Source organism: Thiomonas delicata, from assembly GCF_900088825.1.
GTDB classification, from domain to species: Bacteria; Pseudomonadota; Gammaproteobacteria; order Burkholderiales; family Burkholderiaceae_C; genus Thiomonas_A; species Thiomonas_A delicata.
Genome location: NZ_LT592170.1, coordinates 1,735,662 through 1,757,431 on the forward strand (window position 1 = coordinate 1,735,662; position 21,770 = coordinate 1,757,431).

At 69.5% G+C, this 21,770-nt stretch carries 26 protein-coding genes; 8 read left to right on the forward strand and 18 right to left on the reverse strand.

Translation table 11 applies throughout. The features are described 5' to 3' along the window. Nucleotides 1-20 precede the first annotated feature (20 nt). The 14 genes from fabG to THIARS_RS08315 form a co-directional block, all read right to left on the reverse strand. Nucleotides 21-764, reverse strand: a complete 744-nt coding sequence (gene fabG / locus THIARS_RS08255) for a 3-oxoacyl-ACP reductase FabG (protein WP_094160188.1) — start codon at nt 762-764, stop codon at nt 21-23. Next, the gene (locus tag THIARS_RS08260; RefSeq protein WP_094160189.1) at nt 761-1,288 is read right to left on the reverse strand and encodes an ApeP family dehydratase; all 528 of its coding nucleotides are present in this window, start codon (nt 1,286-1,288) and stop codon (nt 761-763) included. Before THIARS_RS08260 ends, fabG begins: the two co-directional genes overlap by 4 nt. Continuing rightward, the gene (locus THIARS_RS08265; RefSeq protein ID WP_094160190.1) at nt 1,282-2,112 is read right to left on the reverse strand and encodes a beta-ketoacyl synthase chain length factor; all 831 of its coding nucleotides are present in this window, start codon (nt 2,110-2,112) and stop codon (nt 1,282-1,284) included. Before THIARS_RS08265 ends, THIARS_RS08260 begins: the two co-directional genes overlap by 7 nt. After that, nucleotides 2,109-3,332, reverse strand: coding sequence for a beta-ketoacyl-[acyl-carrier-protein] synthase family protein (locus tag THIARS_RS08270; protein WP_094160711.1), 1,224 nt, complete (start codon nt 3,330-3,332; stop codon nt 2,109-2,111). Before THIARS_RS08270 ends, THIARS_RS08265 begins: the two co-directional genes overlap by 4 nt. Nucleotides 3,333-3,408: 76 nt before the next feature. Then, complete coding sequence (locus tag THIARS_RS08275) at nt 3,409-4,242, reverse strand: polysaccharide deacetylase family protein (RefSeq protein WP_094160191.1); 834 nt, start codon at nt 4,240-4,242, stop codon at nt 3,409-3,411. 21 nt (nt 4,243-4,263) lie between these two features. After that, nucleotides 4,264-6,630: an MMPL family transporter gene (locus THIARS_RS08280; protein ID WP_094160192.1), complete on the reverse strand. Its 2,367-nt coding sequence runs from the start codon at nt 6,628-6,630 to the stop codon at nt 4,264-4,266. Next, nucleotides 6,627-7,223, reverse strand: a complete 597-nt coding sequence (locus tag THIARS_RS08285; RefSeq protein ID WP_094160193.1) for a LolA-related protein — start codon at nt 7,221-7,223, stop codon at nt 6,627-6,629. Before THIARS_RS08285 ends, THIARS_RS08280 begins: the two co-directional genes overlap by 4 nt. Continuing rightward, complete coding sequence (locus THIARS_RS08290) at nt 7,220-8,173, reverse strand: lysophospholipid acyltransferase family protein (protein WP_222423058.1); 954 nt, start codon at nt 8,171-8,173, stop codon at nt 7,220-7,222. Before THIARS_RS08290 ends, THIARS_RS08285 begins: the two co-directional genes overlap by 4 nt. 23 nt (nt 8,174-8,196) lie before the next feature. After that, nucleotides 8,197-8,532, reverse strand: a complete 336-nt coding sequence (locus THIARS_RS19180; RefSeq protein WP_186436603.1) for an ApeI family dehydratase — start codon at nt 8,530-8,532, stop codon at nt 8,197-8,199. Continuing rightward, the gene (locus tag THIARS_RS08295; RefSeq protein ID WP_186436604.1) at nt 8,522-9,889 is read right to left on the reverse strand and encodes an AMP-binding protein; all 1,368 of its coding nucleotides are present in this window, start codon (nt 9,887-9,889) and stop codon (nt 8,522-8,524) included. The genes THIARS_RS19180 and THIARS_RS08295 overlap by 11 nt, the downstream gene beginning before the upstream one ends. A 40-nt stretch (nt 9,890-9,929) precedes the next feature. After that, nucleotides 9,930-10,664, reverse strand: a complete 735-nt coding sequence (locus THIARS_RS08300; protein WP_094160194.1) for a COG4648 family protein — start codon at nt 10,662-10,664, stop codon at nt 9,930-9,932. A gap of 1 nt (nt 10,665) precedes the next feature. Continuing rightward, complete coding sequence (locus tag THIARS_RS08305) at nt 10,666-10,956, reverse strand: phosphopantetheine-binding protein (RefSeq protein WP_094160195.1); 291 nt, start codon at nt 10,954-10,956, stop codon at nt 10,666-10,668. A 213-nt stretch (nt 10,957-11,169) separates the two neighbouring features. After that, complete coding sequence (locus THIARS_RS08310; RefSeq protein ID WP_094160196.1) at nt 11,170-11,481, reverse strand: hypothetical protein; 312 nt, start codon at nt 11,479-11,481, stop codon at nt 11,170-11,172. Between the two features lie 222 nt (nt 11,482-11,703). Continuing rightward, nucleotides 11,704-12,078 carry a hypothetical protein gene (locus tag THIARS_RS08315; protein WP_094160713.1) on the reverse strand — a complete coding sequence of 125 codons (375 nt, stop codon included), beginning with the start codon at nt 12,076-12,078 and terminating at the stop codon, nt 11,704-11,706. 224 nt (nt 12,079-12,302) lie between these two features. Here THIARS_RS08315 and THIARS_RS18610 point away from each other — a divergent pair, with 224 nt between their 5' ends. From THIARS_RS18610 to THIARS_RS08350, 8 genes are all read left to right on the forward strand, one after another. After that, nucleotides 12,303-12,464, forward strand: coding sequence for a hypothetical protein (locus THIARS_RS18610; protein WP_186436605.1), 162 nt, complete (start codon nt 12,303-12,305; stop codon nt 12,462-12,464). A gap of 7 nt (nt 12,465-12,471) precedes the next feature. Continuing rightward, on the forward strand, nt 12,472-12,765 hold the full coding sequence (locus THIARS_RS08320; protein ID WP_094160197.1) for an acyl carrier protein: 294 nt from the start codon (nt 12,472-12,474) through the stop codon (nt 12,763-12,765). Next, nucleotides 12,762-14,021 (forward strand): beta-ketoacyl-[acyl-carrier-protein] synthase family protein, encoded by a 1,260-nt coding sequence (locus THIARS_RS08325; protein ID WP_094160198.1) that lies wholly within the window; start codon nt 12,762-12,764, stop codon nt 14,019-14,021. The genes THIARS_RS08320 and THIARS_RS08325 overlap by 4 nt, the downstream gene beginning before the upstream one ends. Nucleotides 14,022-14,044: 23 nt before the next feature. Next, on the forward strand, nt 14,045-14,770 hold the full coding sequence (locus THIARS_RS08330) for a phosphatase PAP2 family protein (protein ID WP_094160199.1): 726 nt from the start codon (nt 14,045-14,047) through the stop codon (nt 14,768-14,770). After that, nucleotides 14,767-15,267, forward strand: coding sequence for a 3-hydroxyacyl-ACP dehydratase FabZ family protein (locus THIARS_RS08335; protein WP_094160200.1), 501 nt, complete (start codon nt 14,767-14,769; stop codon nt 15,265-15,267). The genes THIARS_RS08330 and THIARS_RS08335 overlap by 4 nt, the downstream gene beginning before the upstream one ends. A gap of 95 nt (nt 15,268-15,362) precedes the next feature. Continuing rightward, nucleotides 15,363-17,141, forward strand: coding sequence for a glutamine--tRNA ligase/YqeY domain fusion protein (locus THIARS_RS08340; RefSeq protein WP_094160201.1), 1,779 nt, complete (start codon nt 15,363-15,365; stop codon nt 17,139-17,141). Nucleotides 17,142-17,201: 60 nt separating this feature from the next. Continuing rightward, nucleotides 17,202-17,972 carry a 2OG-Fe dioxygenase family protein gene (locus THIARS_RS08345; RefSeq protein WP_094160202.1) on the forward strand — a complete coding sequence of 257 codons (771 nt, stop codon included), beginning with the start codon at nt 17,202-17,204 and terminating at the stop codon, nt 17,970-17,972. 148 nt (nt 17,973-18,120) lie between these two features. Then, a complete protein-coding gene (locus tag THIARS_RS08350) occupies nt 18,121-19,152 on the forward strand; it encodes an isocitrate/isopropylmalate dehydrogenase family protein (protein ID WP_094160203.1) in 1,032 nt (343 codons plus the stop codon). 65 nt (nt 19,153-19,217) lie between these two features. Here THIARS_RS08350 and THIARS_RS08355 read toward each other — a convergent pair whose 3' ends face one another. The 4 genes from THIARS_RS08355 to THIARS_RS08370 all read right to left on the reverse strand — a co-directional run bounded on the left by THIARS_RS08355 (nt 19,218) and on the right by THIARS_RS08370 (nt 21,759). Then, entirely contained in the window at nt 19,218-19,622 is a 405-nt protein-coding gene (locus tag THIARS_RS08355) for a hypothetical protein (protein ID WP_141202363.1), read from the reverse strand. 189 nt (nt 19,623-19,811) lie between these two features. Continuing rightward, the gene (locus tag THIARS_RS08360; protein ID WP_094160205.1) at nt 19,812-20,309 is read right to left on the reverse strand and encodes a hypothetical protein; all 498 of its coding nucleotides are present in this window, start codon (nt 20,307-20,309) and stop codon (nt 19,812-19,814) included. A gap of 2 nt (nt 20,310-20,311) precedes the next feature. Further along, nucleotides 20,312-21,190 carry an FAD:protein FMN transferase gene (locus THIARS_RS08365; protein WP_186436606.1) on the reverse strand — a complete coding sequence of 293 codons (879 nt, stop codon included), beginning with the start codon at nt 21,188-21,190 and terminating at the stop codon, nt 20,312-20,314. 5 nt (nt 21,191-21,195) lie between these two features. Next, a complete protein-coding gene (locus THIARS_RS08370; protein WP_094160209.1) occupies nt 21,196-21,759 on the reverse strand; it encodes an FMN-binding protein in 564 nt (187 codons plus the stop codon). Between the last annotated feature and the right edge of the window lie 11 nt (nt 21,760-21,770).

The following is a 21,770-nucleotide window of genomic DNA, read 5'->3' on the forward strand; positions in this document are numbered from 1 at the left end:
TGTGGGCGGGAAGGCGGCGGTCAGATCATCGCGCCGTTGATGGACACGACCTGGCCGCTGATGTAGGCGGCCTGGTCCGAGGCGAGGAAGCCGACGAGGTCGGCCACTTCCTCGGGCCGCCCGGCGCGCTTCATCGGCACCATGCGGGCGATGGTTTCGGCGTCGAAGCTGTCGGCGCTCATGGGCGTGGCGATGATGCCGGGAGCCACGGCATTGACCGTGATGCCGCGGCTCGCCACTTCCAGCGCCAGCGACTTGGTGGCGGCGTGCAGCGCGCCCTTGGCGGCGGCGTAGTTGACCTGGCCGCGGTTGCCGGCAATCGCGGCCACCGAGGTGATGTTGACGATGCGGCCCCAGCGCGTGCGGATCATGGGCAGCATGAGCGGCTGGGTGACGTGGAAAAAGCCGTTGAGGCTGACGTCGATCACGCGCTGCCACTGCAACGCGCGCATGCCGGGGAACACGGCGTCGTCGTGCACGCCGGCGTTGTTCACCAGCACTTGCACCGGCCCGTCGGCGAGGATGGCGGCGATGGCGGCGGCGGTGGCGGCGGCATCGGTGATGTCGAAGGCTGCGGCCTGCGCGCTTGCGCCCTGCGCACGCAATTCTGCGGCCAGCGCTTCGGCGCGGTCGGCGCCGTGGTTGGCGTGCACGATGACGTGGCAACCGTCGGCGGCCAGGCGGCGGCAGATGGCGGCGCCGATGGCTCCGCTGCCGCCGGTGACGAGGGCGCGGCGGGCATGGGCTGCTGCGGGCTTGCTCATGGCTGGGTGTGGTCGGGAGAATGAAGTGGCCCGGGCAGGGGCGGGCGGGCGCCCGTCGTCTGGACGTCGAGCACGACCGCGGCCTGACCTTCCATCAGCAGGCGTTTCCCGGCGCGCAAGGCGAAGGTGTAGCGCAGCAGCTGGGCGTCGGCGCCGTCGCAGACCGCCTGCACGAGGAGGTCCGCGGCGATGTCGTCGAGCCGCGCCACGTGCCAACGCACCGCGCGCGCGCTGACCAGCATGCCGGGCCGCGGGGCGGCGTCGCCGGTTTCGCCCGATGCGCGCAGCGCGCCGTGCACGGCCATGGCCTGCGCGGCGTATTCGATGCCGCACGCCACGCCCAGCCGGCCGTATTGACGCAGCGGGTTGGCGGGGCTGCGGTGGCTGCGGGCGGCACACAGCACATGCCCGGCGTCCCAGGCGAGCACCGCGTCGAGCAGGCACATGGAACCCTGGTGCGGAATGCGCGCGGCGATCCAGTCGCGGTCCAGCGCCTGGCCCCGCAAGGTGGCGACGTTCAGCATGGCGCGACGCTCACGGCCAGCGTCTGGCCGGGCAGATAGTCCAGGCGCAGCGGCCCCGCTGCGTGGTGGGCCAGCGCATGCAGCAGCGGCAGCGCACGGGCCGATGGGATGGCCTGGCGCAGGGCTTCCAGCTCCGGCAGGCGCAGGGTGTCGGCAGGCGCGTCGCTGCACGGCGCCGCCGCATCGATGGCGATGCGCGCCAGGCTGCGCGGGCCGGGCCTGGGGGACAGGGCGAGCGCCACGCCCAGGCTGTCCGGAATCGGCCGCACGGCATGCAGGGGTTCGGGGTAATCCGAATCGTAGGCCAGCAGCAGGACCGGGGCCTGTGCCAGGGCGACCTGGGCGAGTGCCTCGAGCAGGCCGGCGGCGAAGCTGCCGTCATGGGCGCACAGCACCGCGGAAGGCGCCATGGCGCCGGTGGCGATGCCCCAGTAGCCCGAGGCGGCGTTGTGCACCGAGTTGTGAAAGCGGGTCGGGGAAATCAATCTGTCGTCCGACGCCAGCGCGGCGCAGATGGCATGGCAATTGTGGCTGTCGCCGCCGGACGAGGTGAACACCGTGGCCAGTTGCGCCGGATCCATGCCGGCCGAGCGCGCGGCCTCGAGGCCGACGGCCAGGGTGAGCTTGACCACGGCGGCGGCGCGCCGCCGTTCCGCGGCGTGCAGCGCCTGCGGCACGGGCAGCACGGTTTTTTGCGGTGCGTAAGCTGCCTGTCCGCGCAGCACGGCGCTGGCTTGCGGCCAGTCCGCCAGGCCGGGGCCGAGCAGTCCGACGCCGTCGACCCAGGCTTCAAGCGGGGCGGCGGGTGTCGCGGCGCGGTTCATGCGCAGGCTCCCAGGCCGAACACCAGGCTGCAGTTGGTGCCGCCGAAACCGAAGGAGTTGCTCAGGACGCGGCGCGGCGCCTGGGCACGGGGCTGCAGCAGGTAGTCGAGCGCGCCGGCGCCGGCGATGGCGGGATCCAGGGTTTGCGTGCCGGCGCTGCCGGGCATGAAGCCGTGGCGCAGGGCGATCGCGCAGAACGCGGCCTCGACCGCGCCGGCGGCGCCCAGGGTGTGGCCGGTGGCGCCTTTGGTGGAACTGCATGGGGTTGCGGAGCCGAACAGCGCGGCCACGGCACGGCCCTCGGCGGCGTCGTTGCTGGAGGTGGCGGTGCCATGCAGATTGATGTAGTCGATGTCGGCGGGACGCAGGCCTGCCTGGGCCAGCGCCTGCTGCATCGCCAGGCGCGCGCCGAGGCCGTCCGGGTGGGGCGAGGACATGTGGTGGGCGTCGCTGGATTCGCCCGCGCCGAGCAGCAGCACGGTGTCCGGCGCGACGGGTTCGGCGGGACGCTCCAGCAAGGCGAAGGCGGCGGCCTCGCCGATCGACAGCCCCTTGCGCTGCGCATCGAAGGGGCGGCAGGGGTCGCTGGACATCAGCTGCAGCGAGTTGAAGCCGTACAGCGTGGTCAGGCACAGGCTGTCGACCCCGCCGACCACGGCGGCGTCGATCACGCCGCAGGCCAGCAGGCGCTGCGCCGTGGCGAACACCTTGGCGCTGGACGAGCAGGCCGACGAGATGGTGTAGGCCGGCCCGCGCAGCCCCAGGCGCTCGCGCACGTAGGCGGTGACGGAATAGGGGTTGTGGGTCTCGGCATAGTGGAAAGTTGCCGGCAGGGCGCCCGAGGCATCGCGCTCGCGGTAGGCCCGTTCGGTTTGGAGGATGCCCGAGGTGCTGGTGCCGATGAACACCCCCACGCGGTGCGGGCCCAGGCGCGCGGCGGCCTGCTGCACGGCGCTCGCGAAACCGTCTTGGAGCAGGCCGAGTTCGGCCAGGCGGTTGTTGCGGCAGTCATAGTGCCGCAGGGCTTGCGGCAGGCGCGTGGCGTCCACGTCGGGCACCGCGCCGATCCAGGCCGGCAGATCGAACAGGTCGAAGCCCTCGCGGCGCAGCCCGCTGCGCGTGTGGCGCAGCGCGTCGAGGGCGGCGGCCAGGCCGTGGCCCAGGCAGGTGCTGACGGTGTCGTGCGTCAGCGCGATGGGGGGTGGGGCGGCGGTTCGCATCGGCATCAGGCGACGGACGCGGCGGGCCGTGCCGCATCGGTCCGCGCGGCGTCGATCAGGTACGGAAACATTCGGTTCAGGCGCATGAAAAAGCTTGACGCAAGGTGATGGGGCGCAATCCGGCGGCCGCGATCGACCTCAGCAGCGCGGGCAGCACTTCGAGGACGACCGGCTGCCCCGAGGCCGTGCGCGCGGCGTGGCCGTCGTGCAGCAGCAGGATGTCGCCGGCGCGCAGGCTGCGGCGCAGACGGCGCAGGACCGTGATTGGATCACGCTCGCGGGTGTCGAAGCCGCGCCGCGTCCAGCTCACCAGGCGCAGGCCGAGCCGGTGGAGAACCGGGTCGAGGAAAGGGTTGCGCAAACCGGCGGGGGCGCGGAAGAACGCCGGAACCTGCCCGGTGATGTCTGTCAGGGTGGCTTGCGCGGCTTGCAATTCGCGCCCGAAGCCGCGCGGGCCGGACAGCGAGAAGCTGTGGCGGTGGCGCTGGCTGTGGTTCTCCACGGCGTGGCCGCGCCGCACGATCTCGCGGCACAGGTCCGGGTGGGCGCGGGCGCGTTCGCCGATGCAAAAGAACGTGGCCCTGGCGTCGTGGGCGTCGAGCAGATCGAGCACGGCGGGGGTGACGCGGGGGTCGGGCCCGTCGTCGATGGTCAGCGCGAGTTCGCCGCGCGCCGCCGCATCGGTGGGTAGACGCGTGTGGTTGGCGCCGAGCAGGCGGCTGCGCGGCCACAGTCCGGCGCCGGTGAGCGCCATGTGATCGGCCGCCAAGGCGCCCAGCGCCCAGGGCCAGAGTTGCGGCAGCGCGAGCATCGTGCCCAGCGCCAGCGGGTGCAGGGCGATGGACGCCGCGAGGAGCGGCGTGGGTCGCCAGCGCGTTGCGGGACGGGGAGGGACGGCAGGGGTGGGCATCGGCGTGCTGGGTGGGCGGCGTCAGGCCGGCGCGCGGCGCGGCGGCGTGGCGTTTGGTGGAGCCGACAGCATGGCCGAAAACAGCAGGGCCAACAACACCCCGGGGCCCACGGTCATGCCCAGCGCCTGCAGCACCGGCACGCCCGACAAGGCCAGCGGACCGAAGCCGAACACGGTGGTGAGATTGGCCAGCAGCAGCGAGGCCAGGGTGCGCGGCGCGATGCCGCCGCTTTGCGCTCCCTGGTCGAAGAACAGCGCGTAGTTCGAGCCGACCGCGACGATGAGCATCAGGCCGATGAGGTGCAGCAGAGTGAGTTGGCGCCCGGCCAGCAGCAGTCCGGCGCCGACCACCACCACCGCGCCCAGCAGCGGGGCCAGGATCCGCAGGGTGCGGCGCGCGGAGCGCAGGGCGAGCAGGAGCAGGACGGCGATGGAGATCAGGCCCGCCAGGGACAGCCAGGCGGCAGTATGCAGGTAGCCGTCGTAGAGGCTGCTGCTGATCCGGCCCAGGTTGATGTAAGTCGCTTGGGTTCCGGCCAGCGCGGCATGCACCTGCGCGGCGTCGATGCTTGCATGCGCCCTGGCATGCAGCGGCAGCATGGCGAGCCAGCGACCGTCGGGCTCGCGCAGCAGCATGCCGTCGAGCGCCATGGCGAACGAGGTGTGCGCGAGCTGTTCGCGCGTCAGCAGGCCCTGCGCGCGCGCGGCCTGCACGTCGCGCACGAAGGGGGCGAACAGCGCGGCCTTGACCGGCAGGCCGGCCACGGCCTGCTCCAGCCGGGAGCGCAGCACATCGGCATCGGGCAGCGCGGCGAGCCGGCTGCGCTGGGTGGCCGCGCTGGGCAGATAGTGGGCGGGGCTGTCGAAGCCGGCGATCACGCCGCGCGCAACCAGGCCTTGCAGGCGCGGGCGCAGGCTCTCGGCTGCCGCCAGGGCGGCATCGGCGCTGGAACCTTCGACCGCGACCAGATCACCCGAATCGGGCGCGCCGAGCTGGCGGCGCAGCTGCGCGTCCAGCGCCAGTGCGGCGGGACTCACGGGGCTGAGCGCGGACAGCCTGGTGTTCCACATGGCATGGCGGTGGGCGACGAGCACGCCGGCCGCCAGCAGCACGGCGACGCCGAGCAGCCAGCGCAAGCGCCGCAGGGCAGGAAGCCGCGCGGCCAGGCGTTGGCCGAAAGGCGCGAGATCGCGCATGGACAGGCGCGCGGGCAACAGCTGCGGCAGCACGAAGCGCGTGACCAGCGCCGCGGCGACCAGGCCGGCGATGGAATACAGGCCGAGCTGGGCCAGTCCGGGGAATCCCGACAGCAGCAGGGTGGCGAAGCCGAACACCGAGGTCAGCATGCCCAGGCGGATGGTGGGCCAGAAGCCGTGCCGCCAGGCGTTGCGGTCGAGCTGCGCCGGCTGGGCCGACTGCACGAACAGGTAGATCGCGTAGTCCACCGCCTCGCCCATGAGGGTGGTGCCGAAACCCAACGTGATGCCTTGCACCACGCCGAAGCCCAGGCTGACCGCGGCGATGCCGGCGAGCACGCCCGACAGCACCGGCAGCAGGCCCAGCGCCAGAGCCAACGGGGAGCGGTAGACGAGCAGCAGCAGGCCGACGATGAGCACGGCCCCGATGAGCGAAACACGCGTTGCCGCGCGTTCGATGAGCGCGCGTGACTGCACGGCGAATACACCGGCTCCGCTCATCACCAGCGTGGCCTCGCGCGCCGAGCCGCCGGCCTGGCGCTGCGCCGCGGCGAAGTCGGTGCGGATGGCGGCCAACGCGGCCTGCAGCGCATCGGTGTCGGTGCCCTGGGCGCGGGTTTGCACCAGCAGCAGCGCGCGCGCTGCGCCGTGCGCAACCCAGACGCCCTGGGCTCGTTCGGGGCCGTTGCCCGGCGTAAGGTTCTGCAGCAGGTTCAAGAACGCGCCGGTGGGGTCGGACGGCAGCAGACTTTTGAGGTTTTGTCCCATCGGCGAAGCCAGGCGGTCGATGCTGTCGGCGATGGCGCGGTGCAGGCCCGCGACGCTGAACTCCGACGCGGTGGTGTGCGTCAGCACGTAGCGATAGCGCAGTAGCAAGCGCTCGTCGCGCTCTGCGTTGACGGGTTCCCCGTTTTCCACGACGGCAAAGGCGGGGTCGGCGCGCAGGCGCTCGGCCAGGGCTTTGGACAGCGCGGCGCGCGCGTCGGCGTCGGCGCCGTCGATGCCGATCAGGATCAGGCGCGAGATCAGTCCATCGCGCAGCTGATTCACCAGAACGCGTTCTTGCGCCGTCGGCGCCTGCGGCAGGAAGGCCGACATGTCGGCGGCAAAGCGGCTGTTGGCGATGACCGCCGCGCAAGCCAGCAGCGCGGCCAGCCACAGCAGCACCGGGAGGGCTGCGCGCCGGTTCATGGCGAGGCGACGGGGGTGATGTGCATGACCGAACGGTCGCCGTCGCTCTGTTCCACGGTGACGGTGCGCACCATGCCCGCGCGCCCGCCGATGCGGATGTCACGCACGTGTTCGCGTGTCTTGTCGTCGCGCGGAACCAGGGTCAGGGTCCATTGCGCCTGCGTTCCCTCCAGCGTCAGCGTGTAGTGTTTCTGCAGGGTGGACAGATCGCCGTTGAGCGTGGCGCGTATGCCGTCGATCAGGGTGGCGATATCGGGATGGTCGCGCAGGTCGAACTGCTGCGAGCGCCCACCCATCTCCAGCGTGACCTGGTTGCCCATCAGCGTGAGGGTCTGCGGCTTGGGCTTGAGCGTGCGCATCTGCAGAAAGTCAGGCGCCGCGAAACGCAGTTCGCCGGACGATTCGATGGGCTTGTCCAGCATCGCCAGGGTCTTGGTTTCGGTGAAATCGGCGCGGCCGCCGCGGTACTGCGCCAAGGCTTGCGTCAGTGTTTGCAGGTTCCAGCCGGCGGCTGGGGCGCAGGCGGACCACAGCAGCGCCAGGCCGGCCAGGCCGGCGCGCAGCGCGGGATTGAGGACGGATGCGAGCTTCATGGTGCTTGTGTTCCCGCGGGCCTTTCGGCTTCGCCGGCCCAGAAATCATAGAAATTGAACCAGTTGTCGGGCGCGCTTTCGCAGTGGGCCTGCAGGCGGCGCACATAGGTGGCGAGGGCCGCCTGCACGGCCTCGCTGCGTGAACCGCGCTCGGTCGCGGAGAAATCGGCCAGGGTCTCGAAGTGCACGTCGTAGCGGTTGCCGCCGCGGTAGATGCCCAGGGCCATGACGACGGGCCTGCGCAGCAGCGCGGCGATGCGCCAGGGCCCCAGTGGCCACTGCGCCGGCTCGCCGAGGAAGGGCAGGGTCGCGGTTTCGTCGTCATGCAGGGAGCGGTCCGCCAGCATGCCGACGACGGCGCCTTCATCGAGCGCCTCGCGCAGGCGCAGCATGGAATCCGAGTGTCCCAGCGCAATGATGTCCCGCTCCGCGCGCGGGTTGATGGCCTGCAGCGCGGCATTGATCTTGCGCGCGTTGTCCTCGTACATCAGCATGCACACGCGCGGGCCCTGGTGCTGGCGCGAGAGGGCGCGCAGGACCTCGAAGCTGCCGAAATGGGCGCCGATCATGAAGACGCCCTCACCGCGCTGCAGCGCGGCTTCGATGACGTCCTGTCCGTGCAGGCGGATGTCGAACAGATCGAAACGATCATTGAGCAGGTAGACCCGGTCGTGAATGGTCGACGCGAAGCTGAACACCTGCGCGAAACCATCGGCCAGCCGAGCCCGTCTGCCGAGCGCGCGTTCCAGATATCGGCGCGAGGCGTGCCTCGCGCTGGGGGCGAACAGCAGGAAGTACGCGGCGATGCCCGCCAGGACGACGCGTGACGCGCGCCGGCCCAGGTGGAGGGAGATCCAGGTCATGACGCGCAGCATCAGCCTGTTGCTGCGCTCGGCACGGCGTGCCCAGCCGGTGCGCGCCGCAACGCCCGTCGTGTCGGCGTGCGGCATGGCTGGCGGCGGTTGGCGCGTGCTCATCGGACCGCTTCGCTGGCCGGCATCCGCGGCGGGGCGCCGGATTGGCGCAGGCGCCCGCTGGCCACGGTGCGCGCCTGGGCATGCAGGCTGAAGGCGATGGCGCCATCGGCCGCGGCGTCGTGGCGCAGTTCCAGCGATGTGCCGGGTGACACCGGGGAGAGGAATTTGACCGTGGCGAGGTGCCAGCCGGTTTCGTCAAGGCCTTGGGCCGCGCACACGGCATGCACCACGGCGTCGAGCAGCATGACGCCGGGCACGATGGGACGCCCCGGAAAGTGCCCGGCATAAACGGGGTGGTCCGCGCAAGGCGCGGTCAGCGTTTCAGTCGGCATGGGGGCTGGAATCGTGGATTTGCGGCGGCGGCGCGCGCATGGCCAATGCGTGCAAGGCGGACCGCGGCAGCTTGCCCGTGGCGTTGCGCGGCAGCGCGTCGACAAGCACCAGCGGGCGCGGCATGAACACCGGGTCGATGCGTTCGCGCAGCGCGGCGCGCACGAGATCGTGATCCAGCCCCGGAGCGACGACGAAGGCCATGAGCCGCGTCACGGAATCATCCGTTTCGGCGTCCGGCATGAAGAAGGCGCCGTCGCGCACGCCAGGGATGCTGGCGAGCTGGTGATTGAGGTGGGCCAGCGAACTGCGTTTGCCGGCGATGTTGACCATGTCGGCGCTGCGTCCGTGCAGGCGGAAGCGGCGCTGGTCGACGATCTCGATCACGTCGTGCAGGACCTGCGCCTGCGCCAGATGGGCGCCGCAGACGCGGACGTGGCCTTGGGCTTCGGGTTCCAGGCGCAGGTCGGGGAGTAGTTCCCAGAGGTCGGTCTGCGCGGTGCGGCGCGTGGCGATCTGGCCTGTCTCGGTGGAGCCGTAGATTTCCAGCAGCGGAGCCTGCAGCCGGGCCTCGGCCAGTTGCGCCAGATCGGCTGGCAGCGCCGCCGTGGCCGACAGCAGCAGGTCCAAGGGGGGGATGCGCACGTGCGCATCGAGCAGCGCGCGCAAGTGCACGGGCGAGGTGACGAGCATGCGCGGCGCGGGGATGCGCGCCAGCGCGGCGGCAATGTCGGCCGGATAGAAAGGCTGTTCGGCGCTCATGGCCACTCCGCCATGCAGCGCGATGAGGGCCGTCGATTCGAAGCCGTACATGTGCTGGGCCGGAACCGTGCCGACCAGAGCATGGCGGCGCCCGTCCAGCAGACCCAGGCGCGAGGCGCCGGATTGCACGCAGCCGACGAGCGCGCCCCAGGCCTTGGCGTGCGGTACCGGAGTTCCGGTGGAGCCCGAGGTGAAGACCTGCGCAACGATGCGTTCGGCGTCGATGCGCGGCATGTCGATCTCGGCAGGCGCGGCGCAGCCGGCATCCCGCTCGGCGTAGGCGACGTGCGGCAGGTCGATGCCGTCATCGTGATCGCTCAAGCAGAAGGCGTCCGGGGCCAGGTCGCGCAATTGGCGTATCGCCTCGGGCGTGCGGGTCGAAGGCAGCAGGCTGGTCTTGCCGGCCATGACCGAGGCGGCGAACCCGGCCAGGAAGCGGTAGCGATCCTGGCAGACATTGAGCACGTGGCGGCCGGGCGGCAGGCGAGCCGCGAGGGCCTGCACGTCGAGCAGGAATTCGCGCAGGTTCACCGCATGGCCGTTCCGCCAAGCCAGTACGTCATGCGCGGCAAGCCTGGAGACGAGGGGTAGCTGCATCGGCTTCGTGCTTGAGGGCGCGCGGGGGTCTCGCAAGGTTTCAGCGCGCCGAGATCGAGCCGGGGGCCATCGTCCCCGCCTGGTGGCTCGCCACGGGCGCGTCGCCGGCCTCGGTGCCATGCACCGCATGCTCCGTGGCATGTTTGCGATAGCGCATGAAAGCCGCCACCGCCTGCAAGGGGCCGGTGCGCTCGTGCGCGGGAAGCGCAAGCACCCGCACCCCGTATTCAGCGATGAACATGGCCAGGGTCAGGGGTGCGGTCAGCGCGTTGGCGAACAAGGCCCATATCGCCGGCGGCGCGGTGAGGAACAGCGTCGTCGACGTCAGCGCCATGAGCGTGAAAAACAGGGTCCAGGCCCAGGTGACGCCGCGCGTGTAGCGCGAGGTGCGCGGGGTGATGCGGCCTTCGTGTGCCACCAGCGCCAGGCGCGTGATCAGGGCCGTCTGGCCGCGCCGCAGGCTGTTGCCGAAAACCACGGCGAGCAGCACCATCGGGCCGGCGCTTTGGGCCAGATAGCCCCAGCGGTAGTGTTGCAGCAGCACATCGCGACCAAGCCATAGGATCAGCGTCAAGAGCAGGACCGAGGACAGCGCAAGGGCACGACGCGGTGATTTCCAGGACATCCATGCGCCTGCCAGCAGCAACGGCACATAGGCGAACGCTGCGCCAGCGAGCGTGGGGCGCGGCGATGTTGCGGCGAGATAGCTCGCCGCGGCGTAGGCAACGCAGGCGGCGGCGATCGATGCGCCTCGCATGGCAGCGCGCCAGCGCATGTCAATGCGTCCGGTGGGCGGCCACGTAATCGGCCAGGTTGCGCAGGGAACTGAAAATCTTGTGGTTGTTCGCGTCATCGGCGCGCAGCTGCACGCCGAAGCTTTTGGAGACCACCAGGGCAAGCTCGAGGATGTCGATGGAGTCAAGTCCCAGTCCATCGCCGTAGAGCGGGGCGTCGGGATCGATGTCGGCCGGGTGAACGTCCAGATTGAGGGACTCGGCAATCAAGCCGGCCAGCTCGCGTAGAAACGCGGCATCGGCGGGTAGCGTGGAAGTTGAAGGCACGGACATGGCGCCGGAAAGTCGCGGAGCGTGGAAGGAGCAAGGAGGTCCGATGATAAATGAACGGTTCGGCGCCAAGACTCAAGGCGCATGGACGCTGCGGCTGCCGGTGGATGTGCATGTGGGCGCGACAGCCGGCCCGGGGTACTCAAGGAAACATCGGGGCGTCCCCATGTTTCCCCTTATCCCCCGCGGGGGCGGCGCTCCCCGCCCCTGGGACGCTCAATTGTCGTCGTCGTCGTCTTCGTGGTGGCGGCGCCAGCCACGGCGATCACCCCAGTACGGATGCCAGTCGCGGCCGTACGCGCCGTAAGTGACATAGCCGGGGCTGTAGACCACGGGGGGTTGCGCATAGACCACCGGGGGGGGCGCCACGTAGACAGGCGGAGGAGCCACCGGGTAGACATTGCCAAAATTGGCGGCGACTCCGGGGCTGCCGATGCCAAGAGACCAATACACGCCGTCTGCTTGGGCGGAAGGGGCCAGTGCGGCGGATGCCGAGAAGGCCAGGGCCAACAAGGATGCACGGATCATGATGATTCTCCGAATAAGGCTGTGTACATGTTGCGATAACGGTGCGGCGATGGGCATAGCCGACATGTCGGACGACGCAAAGACGACAAAACGTAACGCGAATCGGGGGCTGGAGAGGCCGAAAGGCGGCATGCGCTCCCGGAACAAAACCTCGGGGCAGGCCTTGCCTGCCCCGAGGTTTGGATGCGCCCGCTTTTCGCGCGCGAGAGGTGCTTGGCCAGCTCAATCGTCATCGTGATGCCCGTGGTGCCAGCCCCGGTTCCAGCCGTGCCGGTAGGGATGAGGCTTCCAGCCCGGACGCGCCACTGGGGTGTAATAGCCATATCCATAGGGATAGCCCGCGTACACGACGGCGGGCGGGGGCGGGGCGCGGTACACCACGGGCGGTGGCGCCACCACGACGGGCCGCGGCGCATAGACGATCGGTGGCGCATAGACCATGGGAGGTGGCGGTGCGTAAACGATGGGCGGGGCGACGTCGAACGCGACGCCGGGCACGCCGACCGATACCGACCACCAGACATCTCCCGCATGTGCCGCCGGGGCTGAGGCCAGAGCGATTGCAGAGCCCAGGCCGATCAAGGTTTGTCGCAACATGGCGTTCTCCTGCGTATGTATCGCCATCAACGCACACAACGGCCGTCTTGCCGACAGGATCCGATCTTTTTGTTCCCGTCGCCCAAGGACTGGGTGCGCAGGGTTGCTGATATTCTCGCGTTGCCGTCTGCCTGGGCGTGAAGGATCCAGGGATTCACAGAATCAATCGGACGATTGATGGGGCAGCCTCGACTGTCTCAGGCGCAAGACCTCGCGGCGGCAACATGGTGTCCATCGAGGCACGACGTGTCATGGCGGTCCAGGTTTTGCGGACCGGTTGTGAGAAATATCAGGGTTTTGAAATGATCGAATTCCAAGAAGACCGCGTTTTGATTCTGGCTCCTGACTGGCGATTCCAGCCGCCCATCAAGAAAGAACGACGCTGAGGGATGCATGCTAGAGCAGCTCATTAAAAAATACTTGATGACTGGCGCCAAGGTCGATCCGGTGAAATTCGATCAGCCTGATCTGCTGGTTTCCGATCTGGGTTTGGATTCCTTGGGGCTGGTTGAAATGCTTTTTGAAGTTGAGGAGCATTTTGGATTTCAGATTGCGGATCCCATGCAATTTCAGAACATGCGTTTCCAGGACATGGTCGCCGCGATCGAGGCGGAGGTTCGGGCGCACAACAACGGGGAATTGCCAGAAATTCAAATGCCCGATTCCTCGGCCAGTCCCAGTCAATGAACCAAGTTTTCATGACCGGGATCGGGATGCTGTCCCCGTTGGGCAAGGACAGGCAGGCCAGTTTCGCGGCGGCGCTCTCGGCGCACAGTGCAATCAGACGCGCCCCCGAAGCGCTGAGCGCGGGTTTGCCCAATGTCCTGATGGCGCCTGCCGCTGTCGAGCCGGAATCCTTGCTCGACAGCCAAGATGCGGGACTGGACCGTGCCACGCAGTTTTCGCTGGTGGCCGCGCAGGAGGCCATGGCCGATGCCGGCATCGATGAAACGCCTTCCGACGCCGATCGATTCGGCGTTTTCGTCGGCATCGGCTTCGGCGGCGCCCACACGCTGGACGCGATGTTCGCGCGGTATTACACGGCGCTGTTCGGCGGCGAGCACAGCCGCAAGCGTGCCACCGTGGTGCATCCGCTGTCCGTGCCGCGCATGATGGCCAATGCCTCGATGGCGGCGGTTTCCATGCGCTATGGTTTGCGCGGCATGGGCAATACCTATTCGGTTGCCTGCGCCTCGTCGGCCATCGCGGCCGGGGAAGCATTGCGGGCGATCCGGCATGGTTACCTGGATGCGGCCTTGGTCATCGGCACGGAAGCCATGCTGACGCCTGGATCCATGGTGGCCTGGAATGCGCTGCGGGTCATGGCGCGGCCGAATGCCGACGACCCGGCCGCGAGCTGCCGGCCGTTCGACCGCGACCGCAGCGGTTTCGTGCTGGGGGAGGGGGCGGCTGCGCTGGTGCTGGAGAGCCGGTCCCGCGCCGAGCGCCGTGGCGCCGTGGCGCATGCGGAACTGGCGGGCTACGGCTGTACCAGCGATGCGCACCACCTGACGGCGCCTTCGGTCGATGGACAGGTCGCGGCCATGCGCCAGGCCCTCGACGAAGCCCGGCTTGCGCCCGATCAGATCCAGTACCTCAACGCCCATGGCACGGCCACGGACGCGGGCGACGTGATCGAGACGCAGTCCATCGTCGGCGTGTTTGGCGCCGCGTCCAGGCAACTGGCCGTCAGTTCGACCAAGGCCGTGCACGGGCACCTGATCGGCGCGGGCGGTACGCTGGAACTCGCGTTGGCCGTCATGGCGATGGAAAGCGGATCGATCCCGCCCACGGCGCATCTGGAACATCCCGACCCGCGTTGCACGCTGGACTATGTACCCTTGCAGGCCAGGCACGGGTGCCGCATCGATGCGGTCATGTCCAATTCGTTCGCCTTTGGCGGCAGCAACGCGAGCCTGATTGCGCGGCGTATGACGGGCTGATTCGGAAGCAGGAGAAGGCGTTCATGGCAGAGTCCAAGGCAGAGGCGGCAAGCATCAATCCGGGGGCGGCTGCACTGGCCTGGAGGACCCTGCGGATTCTCGGGCGCCATTTCTGGCTCAAGTCCATCGGAACCACGGCGTTCATGCTGGTGTTCTTTGCCGCCTACTTCTATTTGCTCAGGCACCCGGACGGGCACGTCACCACGATGCCGCTCTTGGCGCTTGATCGCTGGATCGGGTTTCAGCCTTGGGCGCTGCCGATCTATCTTTCCCTGTGGGTTTACGTGTCCTTGCCGCCGGCCTTGATGTCGTCGCGCAGCGAGATTGTCGGCTTCGGCCTGCGCATCGGCGCACTATGCTTGATCGGCCTGGCTGTGTTCTACCTTTGGCCTACCAAGGTGCCGCCCTGGAGCATCGATTTGGCGCGACACCCCGACTTCGCCGCCCTGAAAGGCCTGGACGCCGGCGGCAATGCCTGCCCCTCCCTGCACGTGGCCACGGCCGTGTTTTCTGCCTTCTGGTTGGATTGGATGGCGCCGGGACTGGGCTTTGGCGCCCGCATGCGTCGCCTCAACATGCTGTGGTGCCTGGCGATTGCCTACTCCACCATGGCGGTCAAGCAACATGTCGCGGTCGACGTATTCAGCGGCGCCGCGCTGGGGGCCGCCGTGGCCTGGATCACGAGGCCGCGCGGTTTTCGCCGATCCGCCGCGAATGCCGACGAGCGTGCCGAGGTCATCGCGCCATGAGTCGGGACATGGGCGCCTATCCCATCGAACTCGACGAGGCGGCCATCCAGCGGGTTCTGCCCCACCGCGGGGAAATCCTGTTCATCAAGCGTGTGACGGTGCTGGCGAGCAACCGCTATGTCGGGCTCGCGATGTGGACGCGCGATCTACCCATCCTGCAAGGTCATTTCCCCGGCATGCCCTTGGTTCCGGGAGTCCTGTTGGTGGAGGCGGTGGCGCAGGTGGCGGGCGCGGGCATGCTGGTCGACGACGCGCATGCACGCAGCATGGGCGACGGCTATCTGGGGATGCTTGCGGGTATCCGCAAATGCAGTTTCAAGCGCCCTGTGCGCGCCGACGAGTGGGTGACGATCGAAGTCGGCTCGCGCCAGATGGCGGAAACGGCCGTGTCCTTGTCGGGCTTGCTGCGTGTCGGCGACGACGAGGCGGCCAGCGTCGAGATCCTCGTGATCAACACGCCGCGCCGCGCGCTTGGCACGCCCGGTTTCTCCGCCTGAGCCGTGCGCGCGCGGCGCGCGACGGGGTTTGATGGAAAATAGGACGTTTCACGCCGGCCGGGCAGGTGCCCGGCCGGCGTTTCGCCCCATCTCCCATGCAGCCCACGGATTCAAGCAGCCCCAAAGCCTCCAACTTCCTACGCCAGATCATCGAGGCCGACCTGGCCAGCGGTCGCGATGCCGGCCGGCGTTTCGCCGGCGTGCCGGGCGACGCGCGCCAGCTCGCCGCGGCTCCGCTGGACACGGCGCGCATCCGTACCCGTTTCCCGCCCGAGCCCAACGGCTACCTCCATATCGGCCACGCCAAGAGCATCTGCCTGAATTTCGGGTTGGCGCAGGATTACGGCGGCGTGTGTCACCTGCGTCTGGACGACACCAATCCCGAGAAGGAGGACGAGGCCTACGTGCAAGCCATCCGGGACGCGGTGCGCTGGCTGGGTTTCGACTGGGTGGTGGGCGGCGTCGGCCACGAGTATTTCGCCAGCGACTATTTCGATTTCATGTACCGCGCCGCCTGCGCGCTGATCGAAGCCGGCCTGGCCTATGTGGACGAGCAGTCGCCCGAGGACATGCGGCGCAACCGCGGCACGCTGACCGAGCCCGGCGTGAACAGCCCCTGGCGCGAGCGCCCTGCCGCCGAGAGTCTGGCGCGCTTCGAGGCCATGCGCGCCGGCAAGCACGCCGAGGGCAGCATGGTGCTGCGCGCGAAGATCGACATGGCCGCGCCCAACATCAATCTGCGCGATCCGGCCATCTACCGCATCAAGTTCGCGCACCATCACCGCACCGGCGACCGCTGGTGCATCTATCCGATGTACACCTACGCGCATCCCATCGAGGATGCGCTCGAGCGCATCACCCACAGCATCTGCACCCTGGAGTTCGAGGACCAGCGGCCTTTCTACGACTGGGTGCTGGACAAGCTCGCCGACCTCGGCCTGCTGGCGCGCCCGCTGCCGCACCAGCACGAGTTCGCTCGCCTGAACCTGACCTATGTGGTCACCAGCAAGCGCAAGCTGGCGCAGCTGGTGAACGAAGGCCATGTGGCCGGCTGGGACGACCCGCGCCTGCCCACCATCGCCGGCCTGCGCCGCCGCGGCTATACGCCGGGCAGCATCCGCCTGTTCGCCGAGCGCATCGGCGTGAGCAAGTCCGACTCCTGGATCGACTACGCCACGCTGGAAGGTGCGCTGCGCGACGACCTCGATCCGCAGGCCCCGCGCGCGATGGCCGTGTTGGACCCGCTCAAGCTCGTCATCACGAATTGGGACGAGGTCATGGGTCCGGGCATGCTGGACGATTGCCAAGCCCCGGTGCATCCCCACCATCCCGAGTGGGGCCTGCGCCGCTTCAAGTGTGGACGCGAACTGTGGATCGAGCGCGGCGACTATGCCCAGGATCCGCCCAAGGGCTTCTTCCGCCTGTTCCCGGGCAACCGCGTGCGCCTGAAATACGGCCACGTGATCGCGTGCACCGGGGCCACGCTGGATGCCGACGGCCAGGTCACCGAAGTGCAGGCCATGCTCGTGCCCGACACCAAGAGCGGCACGCCAGGCGCCGACGCGGTGAAGGTCAAGGGCGTGATCACCTGGGTCGCCGCGGCCGATGCCGCGCCGGCCGAGATACGCTTGTACGACCGTCTGTTCACCGAGGCCCAGCCTGATGCGGGGGGGCGCGATTTCCTCGCGGCGCTGAACCCGAACAGCCTGCGTCGCGTGCAGACCTGGGTCGAGCCGGGACTGGCGGCCTTGCCGGCCGGCACCAGCGTGCAATTCGAGCGCCACGGTTATTTCGTCGCCGATGTCCGGGATCACGCGCCGGGCCGTCTGGTTTTCAACCGCACCACCACGCTGCGCGACGGGCGCGGCGCTTGAGGCAGACCCGCGATGTGTGCAGAGCCATCTTTCGGCCCTTCGTTCGGCCCGGACATCGGGATGGACGACCGCGTGTCGCCCGTGCATGCCGCCACCGCTCGGCAGCGGCTTGGCGCGCATGGATTCTGTGTGCTGCCGGCGCCGTCGCTGGCCGCGTTGGGAGGGCTGGACGCCGCCGCTTGCGCCGATGCGGCTGGCTTGTGGAACGATTTGCCGGCCGACCTCTACCTGAAGGACGGCGGACATTACCGCAGCCGCCGACACGGCAGCTTCATCCAGACCTTGCAGCCGGAACCGGGCCAAGCCCGGTTGACCCAGGCTGCGCAACGCGCCCACTACCAGCCGGCAACCTATAACGCGCTGCATGGCGGCTTGGTGCGCTGGTATGAGCCGCTGGCGCCCGAACTCGTCGCGATGCCGGGGTGGGAAAGCCTGCTCACGGGCCTGGGGCGGCTGTTCGCCGGCTTGCGCACGGCGCCGCAATGGTTCATCGAGGCACACCAGTTCCGCATCGACACCGAGGGCGGCATGGGACGGCCGACGCCGGAGGGCGCCCACCGCGACGGGGTGGACTTCGTCGCCGTCGTCCTGGTCGGGCGCCACGCCATTCGCGGTGGCGAGACGCGCGTGTTCGAACTCGACGGCCCACGCGGCGTGCGCTTCACGCTCGACGAGCCCTGGAGCGCGCTGCTGATGGACGACACGCGCGTGATCCACGAAAGCACGCCCATCGTCGCCGAAGCCCCGGCGCGGCGCGGTTGGCGCGACACCCTGGTGCTGACCTATCGCGCCGGCGGCTTCATGGAGCCGCCCCGGCGCGTCGCATCGTGAGGTCGGATCCGGCGTGCCCGGTGTCGCGGCGCCGATGCCAGGACCCGCGCGTTCGCTGAGACCAGCGCGCCGTCCCCGCTTCGGCGCGGCTTATGCTTCGGTGGTTGACCGATCCACGGCCACCCATCACGACATCTGGAGCCCCCGCATGAGTACCCGCATTCCCGCCACCCTGATCGCCGGCGACGGCATCGGCCCCGAAATCATGGACGCCACCCTGGCCGCGCTGGACGCGCTCGAAGCGCCGTTCGACTGGGATGCGCAGGTGGCCGGGCTGGGCGGGGTGAAGGCGGCGGGCGACCCGCTGCCCCAGGCCACGCTGGACAGCATCCGCCGCACCCGCCTGGCGCTCAAGGGGCCGCTGGAAACGCCATCGGGCGGAGGCTACCGCTCGTCGAACGTGCGTCTGCGCGAGGCGTTCAAGCTCTTCGCCAACATGCGCCCGGCGAAGACCATGATTCCGGGCGGGCGTTTCGACAACATCGACCTGCTGGTGTTTCGCGAGAATGTCGAGGGCCTGTACATGGGCTACGAACATTACATCCCGATCAATGACGACCCGCACGCCGTGGCCATCGCCACCGGGGTCAACACCCGGCAGGGCGCGCGCAACATCCTCGACTACACCTTCCGCACGGCCATCGCCCTGGGGCGCAAGAAGGTGACGGTGGTGCACAAGGCCAACATCATGAAGGCGCTGACCGGCATCTTCCTGGAAACCGCCTATCAGATGCACAAGGAGAAGTACGCGGGGCGCATCGAACTCGACGATGTCATCGTCGACGCCTGCTGCATGAAACTGGTGATCAACCCCTGGCAGTTCGACACCCTGGTGACCACCAACCTCTTCGGCGACATCCTGTCCGACCTGGCGGCAGGACTGGTCGGCGGCCTGGGTATGGCGCCGGGCGCGAACATCGGCCAGGACGCGGCGATCTTCGAGGCGGTGCACGGCTCCGCGCCCGACATCGCGGGCAAGGGCGTCGCCAACCCCATTGCGCTGATGCTGGCGGCGGCCCTTATGCTCGATCACAGCGGCTTTCACGACAAGGCGCGGCGCCTGCGCCAGGCCGTCTCGGAGACGCTCAATGCCGACAACATACGCACCGGCGACCTGGGTGGCAGGGCCGACACGCGCGCATTCACCGCGGCGATCGTCGCGCGCATCCGCAACGGCTGACCCCGCCGCCGGGGCGGCCAGAGGGCCATGTCGCGCCCCGCAGCGGTTTTCCCGTCGCGACCGGCCTACCAGCGCAATTCACGCCCCATCTCGCCGCGGGATGCCCGGATGGTGCGCGTCGTGCCGTCATGGCTCCCGGTGATGGTGTAGGTTCCCGCAGGGACTTTCAAGTAGCACAGCGGGCCTGCGGCGGTGAACGAGGCCAGGGTCTTGCCGTGTTGCGCGATCTTGACCGGCACGTCGGCCAGGTATTCGCCGCGTGGCCCCTTGACCATCCAGAAACCCAGATCGAACTTGTCGGCCTGCGCCTGCAGGCGGTGCAAGGCGCCTTCGCCCACGCCCCCGCAGAGGTATTGCACGGGGCCTTGGGTGTGAACGGTTGCTGCGCCGGCCTGTGGTGCGGCCAGCGGCAGGAGGACTGCCGCGGCCAGGGCCGCGGCATTTTTCAGGACTGGATGCGGAAGATTCATGATGGCGACTCCATGCGAATGTGGTCTGACGAAGAGCCGCGCGGCCACGCCATGGTTGGGCGCATACGGTATGGCCGCAGCGGCAACTCGGCCCGTGTTGCCGGGCGCGAACATTGGATCCCACCCGAGGCGGCCGGTTTCCTTGCCCAGGCGCGGCGACGGGTCCGGCGCCGCGATTTAAGCCAGGTTTCATCCTCCAGGAGCGCGCCGCGGCCGCAGCCGCCTGCCAGCGTGCATCAGCAGGGCCGCGGGCCACAACAGCCCCAGCCACCAATGCAAGTTTGCCAACGGCATGCTCCAGTCCAGCGGTGCGTAGCCGAGGGCGATGCCCGACGCTGCCAGCAGCCCGCCGGCGGCGAGGGTGGCGGTTCCTGCGGGACGCGCCCGCCACCGCCGCAGCACTTGTGCCAGATGGGGCCAAACCCAGCGGCCAGCCAGCAGCGTTGCGCTCCACGCGGCGACGCCGTGGACGACATGGGCCGCGAGCCGCGCCGCCGCCAGCCAGGGCGGGCCGGCGAACAGCACGTCTTGCGGAATGCTCCGCACGGCCAGGCCGCTGATCCACAGCAGCAGCACGCAGACCAGGACCAGGGTCATGCCGCCGCGGTTCCAGGCCCACCGGTGGCGCGATCCCGGTGGGGCGTGGCGGGACGGTGCCGCATGGCGGGTCTTCATGGGCGCGAGCATGATCAGCGCGCCTCGACGTCCATGCGCCAGCCGCGCGCGCCGGCCTGCTGCAGCAGCCCGGGAGGCAGCCGACGCGACACGAGCAAGGCCTTGGTCAGCGCGTCGGCATCGATGCAGCGCCGGGCCAGGACGCAAACCAGCCGGGGCGACTGCGCCTGGCCTGCACGCCCGGGCCGGCCATGGGACCAGGACAGGTCCTGGTTTGGGCGCGACGTCGCCAGGGCCGCGTCATGCAGGCCGCGCCGCAGCCAGCCAGGTAGGGCGCTGGGGCGGCAGGATGCGAGCGCCGAAGCGGGCAGACGCAGGGTCAGCGGCCAGCTGCATGGGCCGAAGGCGCGCATGTCGCCGCCGGCGTTGACCAGGCCGCTGGCGATGCCCGCTTCCTGCAAGGCCAGCACGGCGCAGTCCACGGCATGGCCCTTGGCGATGCCGCCGAAGTCCAGCGCCAGCGGCTGGTGGACGCGCAGATGGGTGTCGTCCTCGATGCAAACCGCGTCAAGATCGTGCGCCCAGGCCGCTTCGCCCCGCGCCAGGCCGGGACGCAGGCCGCGTGCCGCCAGCGCGGCGCCGACGCGCGGATCGAAGCGCCCGCCGCTTGCGCGATGCCAGTGCCTCGCGCGGCGCAGCACGGCGGTGGTGTGGCAGTCGACTCGCAGCAGCGAACCCGGCGTGGCGCGGGCGATGCGCGCCAGGTCGCTGTGGGGGCTGTGCGCGCTCATCGCGGCCTGGATGCGGTCGAGCACGGCGCAGGCGCTTCGCATGGCGCGGCTTGCCTGGATTTGGTCGTCGGCATGCAACTGCAGCTCGACCAGGGTGCCGAGCGCGAGGTGGGCGCGGCGGAACAATCCGGGCGGGCCGCCGGGAGCCGGCGCGGGGCGCATCGGCCTCATCCCTGTGGCAGCAGCGCCACGAGTGCCGACAGCCGCTGCACCGCGTCGCTGACGTGTTGGCACGACAGCGTGGCCCCGGCGATGTTGCGGATGTCGTCGCCGAAACGCAGCTGCCCGGGATGTTTGCGGCCGACGAACTGCCGCCGCCACGCGGGCAGGCGAATCTCGGCGCCGTGCGATTCGCGATAGGCCAAGATCTCGACGCCGACGATGGCGTGGTCGGGCGCGAACCCGACGGCGAAATCGATCAGCTCGGTCTTGCCGACGGCGTGGTCCAGCGCGACATGGCCCAGCAACTGGCCTCGCGTATCGACGGCGGCCCACCAGCGCGGCGTATCGCCGGGTGGAAAGCCGCTGCCGGCTTCGCGTTCGACCTGTGCGCGTCTGGCCGGGGTCAGCGGATCGGGCATCGCGGCGAAGCGCGCGGCGGCAGGAAACAGCGCGCGCATGGCCTCCTGCGGGCTCTGGTATTGGACGGCCCAGGCCAGCAGCGGCAGGCCACTGCCGGCAGCCAGGAGCACGCAGCGGGCCGAGTGGCGGAGAAGGTCGCGTTTATGCATGGCACGGACTC

Bases quoted from the DNA above. Each gene is read 5' to 3' on its own strand.
- fabG (WP_094160188.1), bottom strand. From the start codon at position 764: ATGAGCAAGCCCGCAGCAGCCCATGCCCGCCGCGCCCTCGTCACCGGC.
- THIARS_RS08260 (WP_094160189.1), bottom strand. From the start codon at position 1,288: ATGCTGAACGTCGCCACCTTGCGGGGCCAGGCGCTGGACCGCGACTGG.
- THIARS_RS08265 (WP_094160190.1), bottom strand. From the start codon at position 2,112: ATGAACCGCGCCGCGACACCCGCCGCCCCGCTTGAAGCCTGGGTCGAC.
- THIARS_RS08270 (WP_094160711.1), bottom strand. From the start codon at position 3,332: ATGCGAACCGCCGCCCCACCCCCCATCGCGCTGACGCACGACACCGTC.
- THIARS_RS08275 (WP_094160191.1), bottom strand. From the start codon at position 4,242: ATGCCCACCCCTGCCGTCCCTCCCCGTCCCGCAACGCGCTGGCGACCC.
- THIARS_RS08280 (WP_094160192.1), bottom strand. From the start codon at position 6,630: ATGAACCGGCGCGCAGCCCTCCCGGTGCTGCTGTGGCTGGCCGCGCTG.
- THIARS_RS08285 (WP_094160193.1), bottom strand. From the start codon at position 7,223: ATGAAGCTCGCATCCGTCCTCAATCCCGCGCTGCGCGCCGGCCTGGCC.
- THIARS_RS08290 (WP_222423058.1), bottom strand. From the start codon at position 8,173: ATGCCGCACGCCGACACGACGGGCGTTGCGGCGCGCACCGGCTGGGCA.
- THIARS_RS19180 (WP_186436603.1), bottom strand. From the start codon at position 8,532: ATGCCGACTGAAACGCTGACCGCGCCTTGCGCGGACCACCCCGTTTAT.
- THIARS_RS08295 (WP_186436604.1), bottom strand. From the start codon at position 9,889: ATGCAGCTACCCCTCGTCTCCAGGCTTGCCGCGCATGACGTACTGGCT.
- THIARS_RS08300 (WP_094160194.1), bottom strand. From the start codon at position 10,664: ATGCGCTGGCGCGCTGCCATGCGAGGCGCATCGATCGCCGCCGCCTGC.
- THIARS_RS08305 (WP_094160195.1), bottom strand. From the start codon at position 10,956: ATGTCCGTGCCTTCAACTTCCACGCTACCCGCCGATGCCGCGTTTCTA.
- THIARS_RS08310 (WP_094160196.1), bottom strand. From the start codon at position 11,481: ATGATCCGTGCATCCTTGTTGGCCCTGGCCTTCTCGGCATCCGCCGCA.
- THIARS_RS08315 (WP_094160713.1), bottom strand. From the start codon at position 12,078: ATGTTGCGACAAACCTTGATCGGCCTGGGCTCTGCAATCGCTCTGGCC.
- THIARS_RS18610 (WP_186436605.1), top strand. From the start codon at position 12,303: ATGGTGTCCATCGAGGCACGACGTGTCATGGCGGTCCAGGTTTTGCGG.
- THIARS_RS08320 (WP_094160197.1), top strand. From the start codon at position 12,472: ATGCTAGAGCAGCTCATTAAAAAATACTTGATGACTGGCGCCAAGGTC.
- THIARS_RS08325 (WP_094160198.1), top strand. From the start codon at position 12,762: ATGAACCAAGTTTTCATGACCGGGATCGGGATGCTGTCCCCGTTGGGC.
- THIARS_RS08330 (WP_094160199.1), top strand. From the start codon at position 14,045: ATGGCAGAGTCCAAGGCAGAGGCGGCAAGCATCAATCCGGGGGCGGCT.
- THIARS_RS08335 (WP_094160200.1), top strand. From the start codon at position 14,767: ATGAGTCGGGACATGGGCGCCTATCCCATCGAACTCGACGAGGCGGCC.
- THIARS_RS08340 (WP_094160201.1), top strand. From the start codon at position 15,363: ATGCAGCCCACGGATTCAAGCAGCCCCAAAGCCTCCAACTTCCTACGC.
- THIARS_RS08345 (WP_094160202.1), top strand. From the start codon at position 17,202: ATGGACGACCGCGTGTCGCCCGTGCATGCCGCCACCGCTCGGCAGCGG.
- THIARS_RS08350 (WP_094160203.1), top strand. From the start codon at position 18,121: ATGAGTACCCGCATTCCCGCCACCCTGATCGCCGGCGACGGCATCGGC.
- THIARS_RS08355 (WP_141202363.1), bottom strand. From the start codon at position 19,622: ATGAATCTTCCGCATCCAGTCCTGAAAAATGCCGCGGCCCTGGCCGCG.
- THIARS_RS08360 (WP_094160205.1), bottom strand. From the start codon at position 20,309: ATGCTCGCGCCCATGAAGACCCGCCATGCGGCACCGTCCCGCCACGCC.
- THIARS_RS08365 (WP_186436606.1), bottom strand. From the start codon at position 21,190: ATGCGCCCCGCGCCGGCTCCCGGCGGCCCGCCCGGATTGTTCCGCCGC.
- THIARS_RS08370 (WP_094160209.1), bottom strand. From the start codon at position 21,759: ATGCATAAACGCGACCTTCTCCGCCACTCGGCCCGCTGCGTGCTCCTG.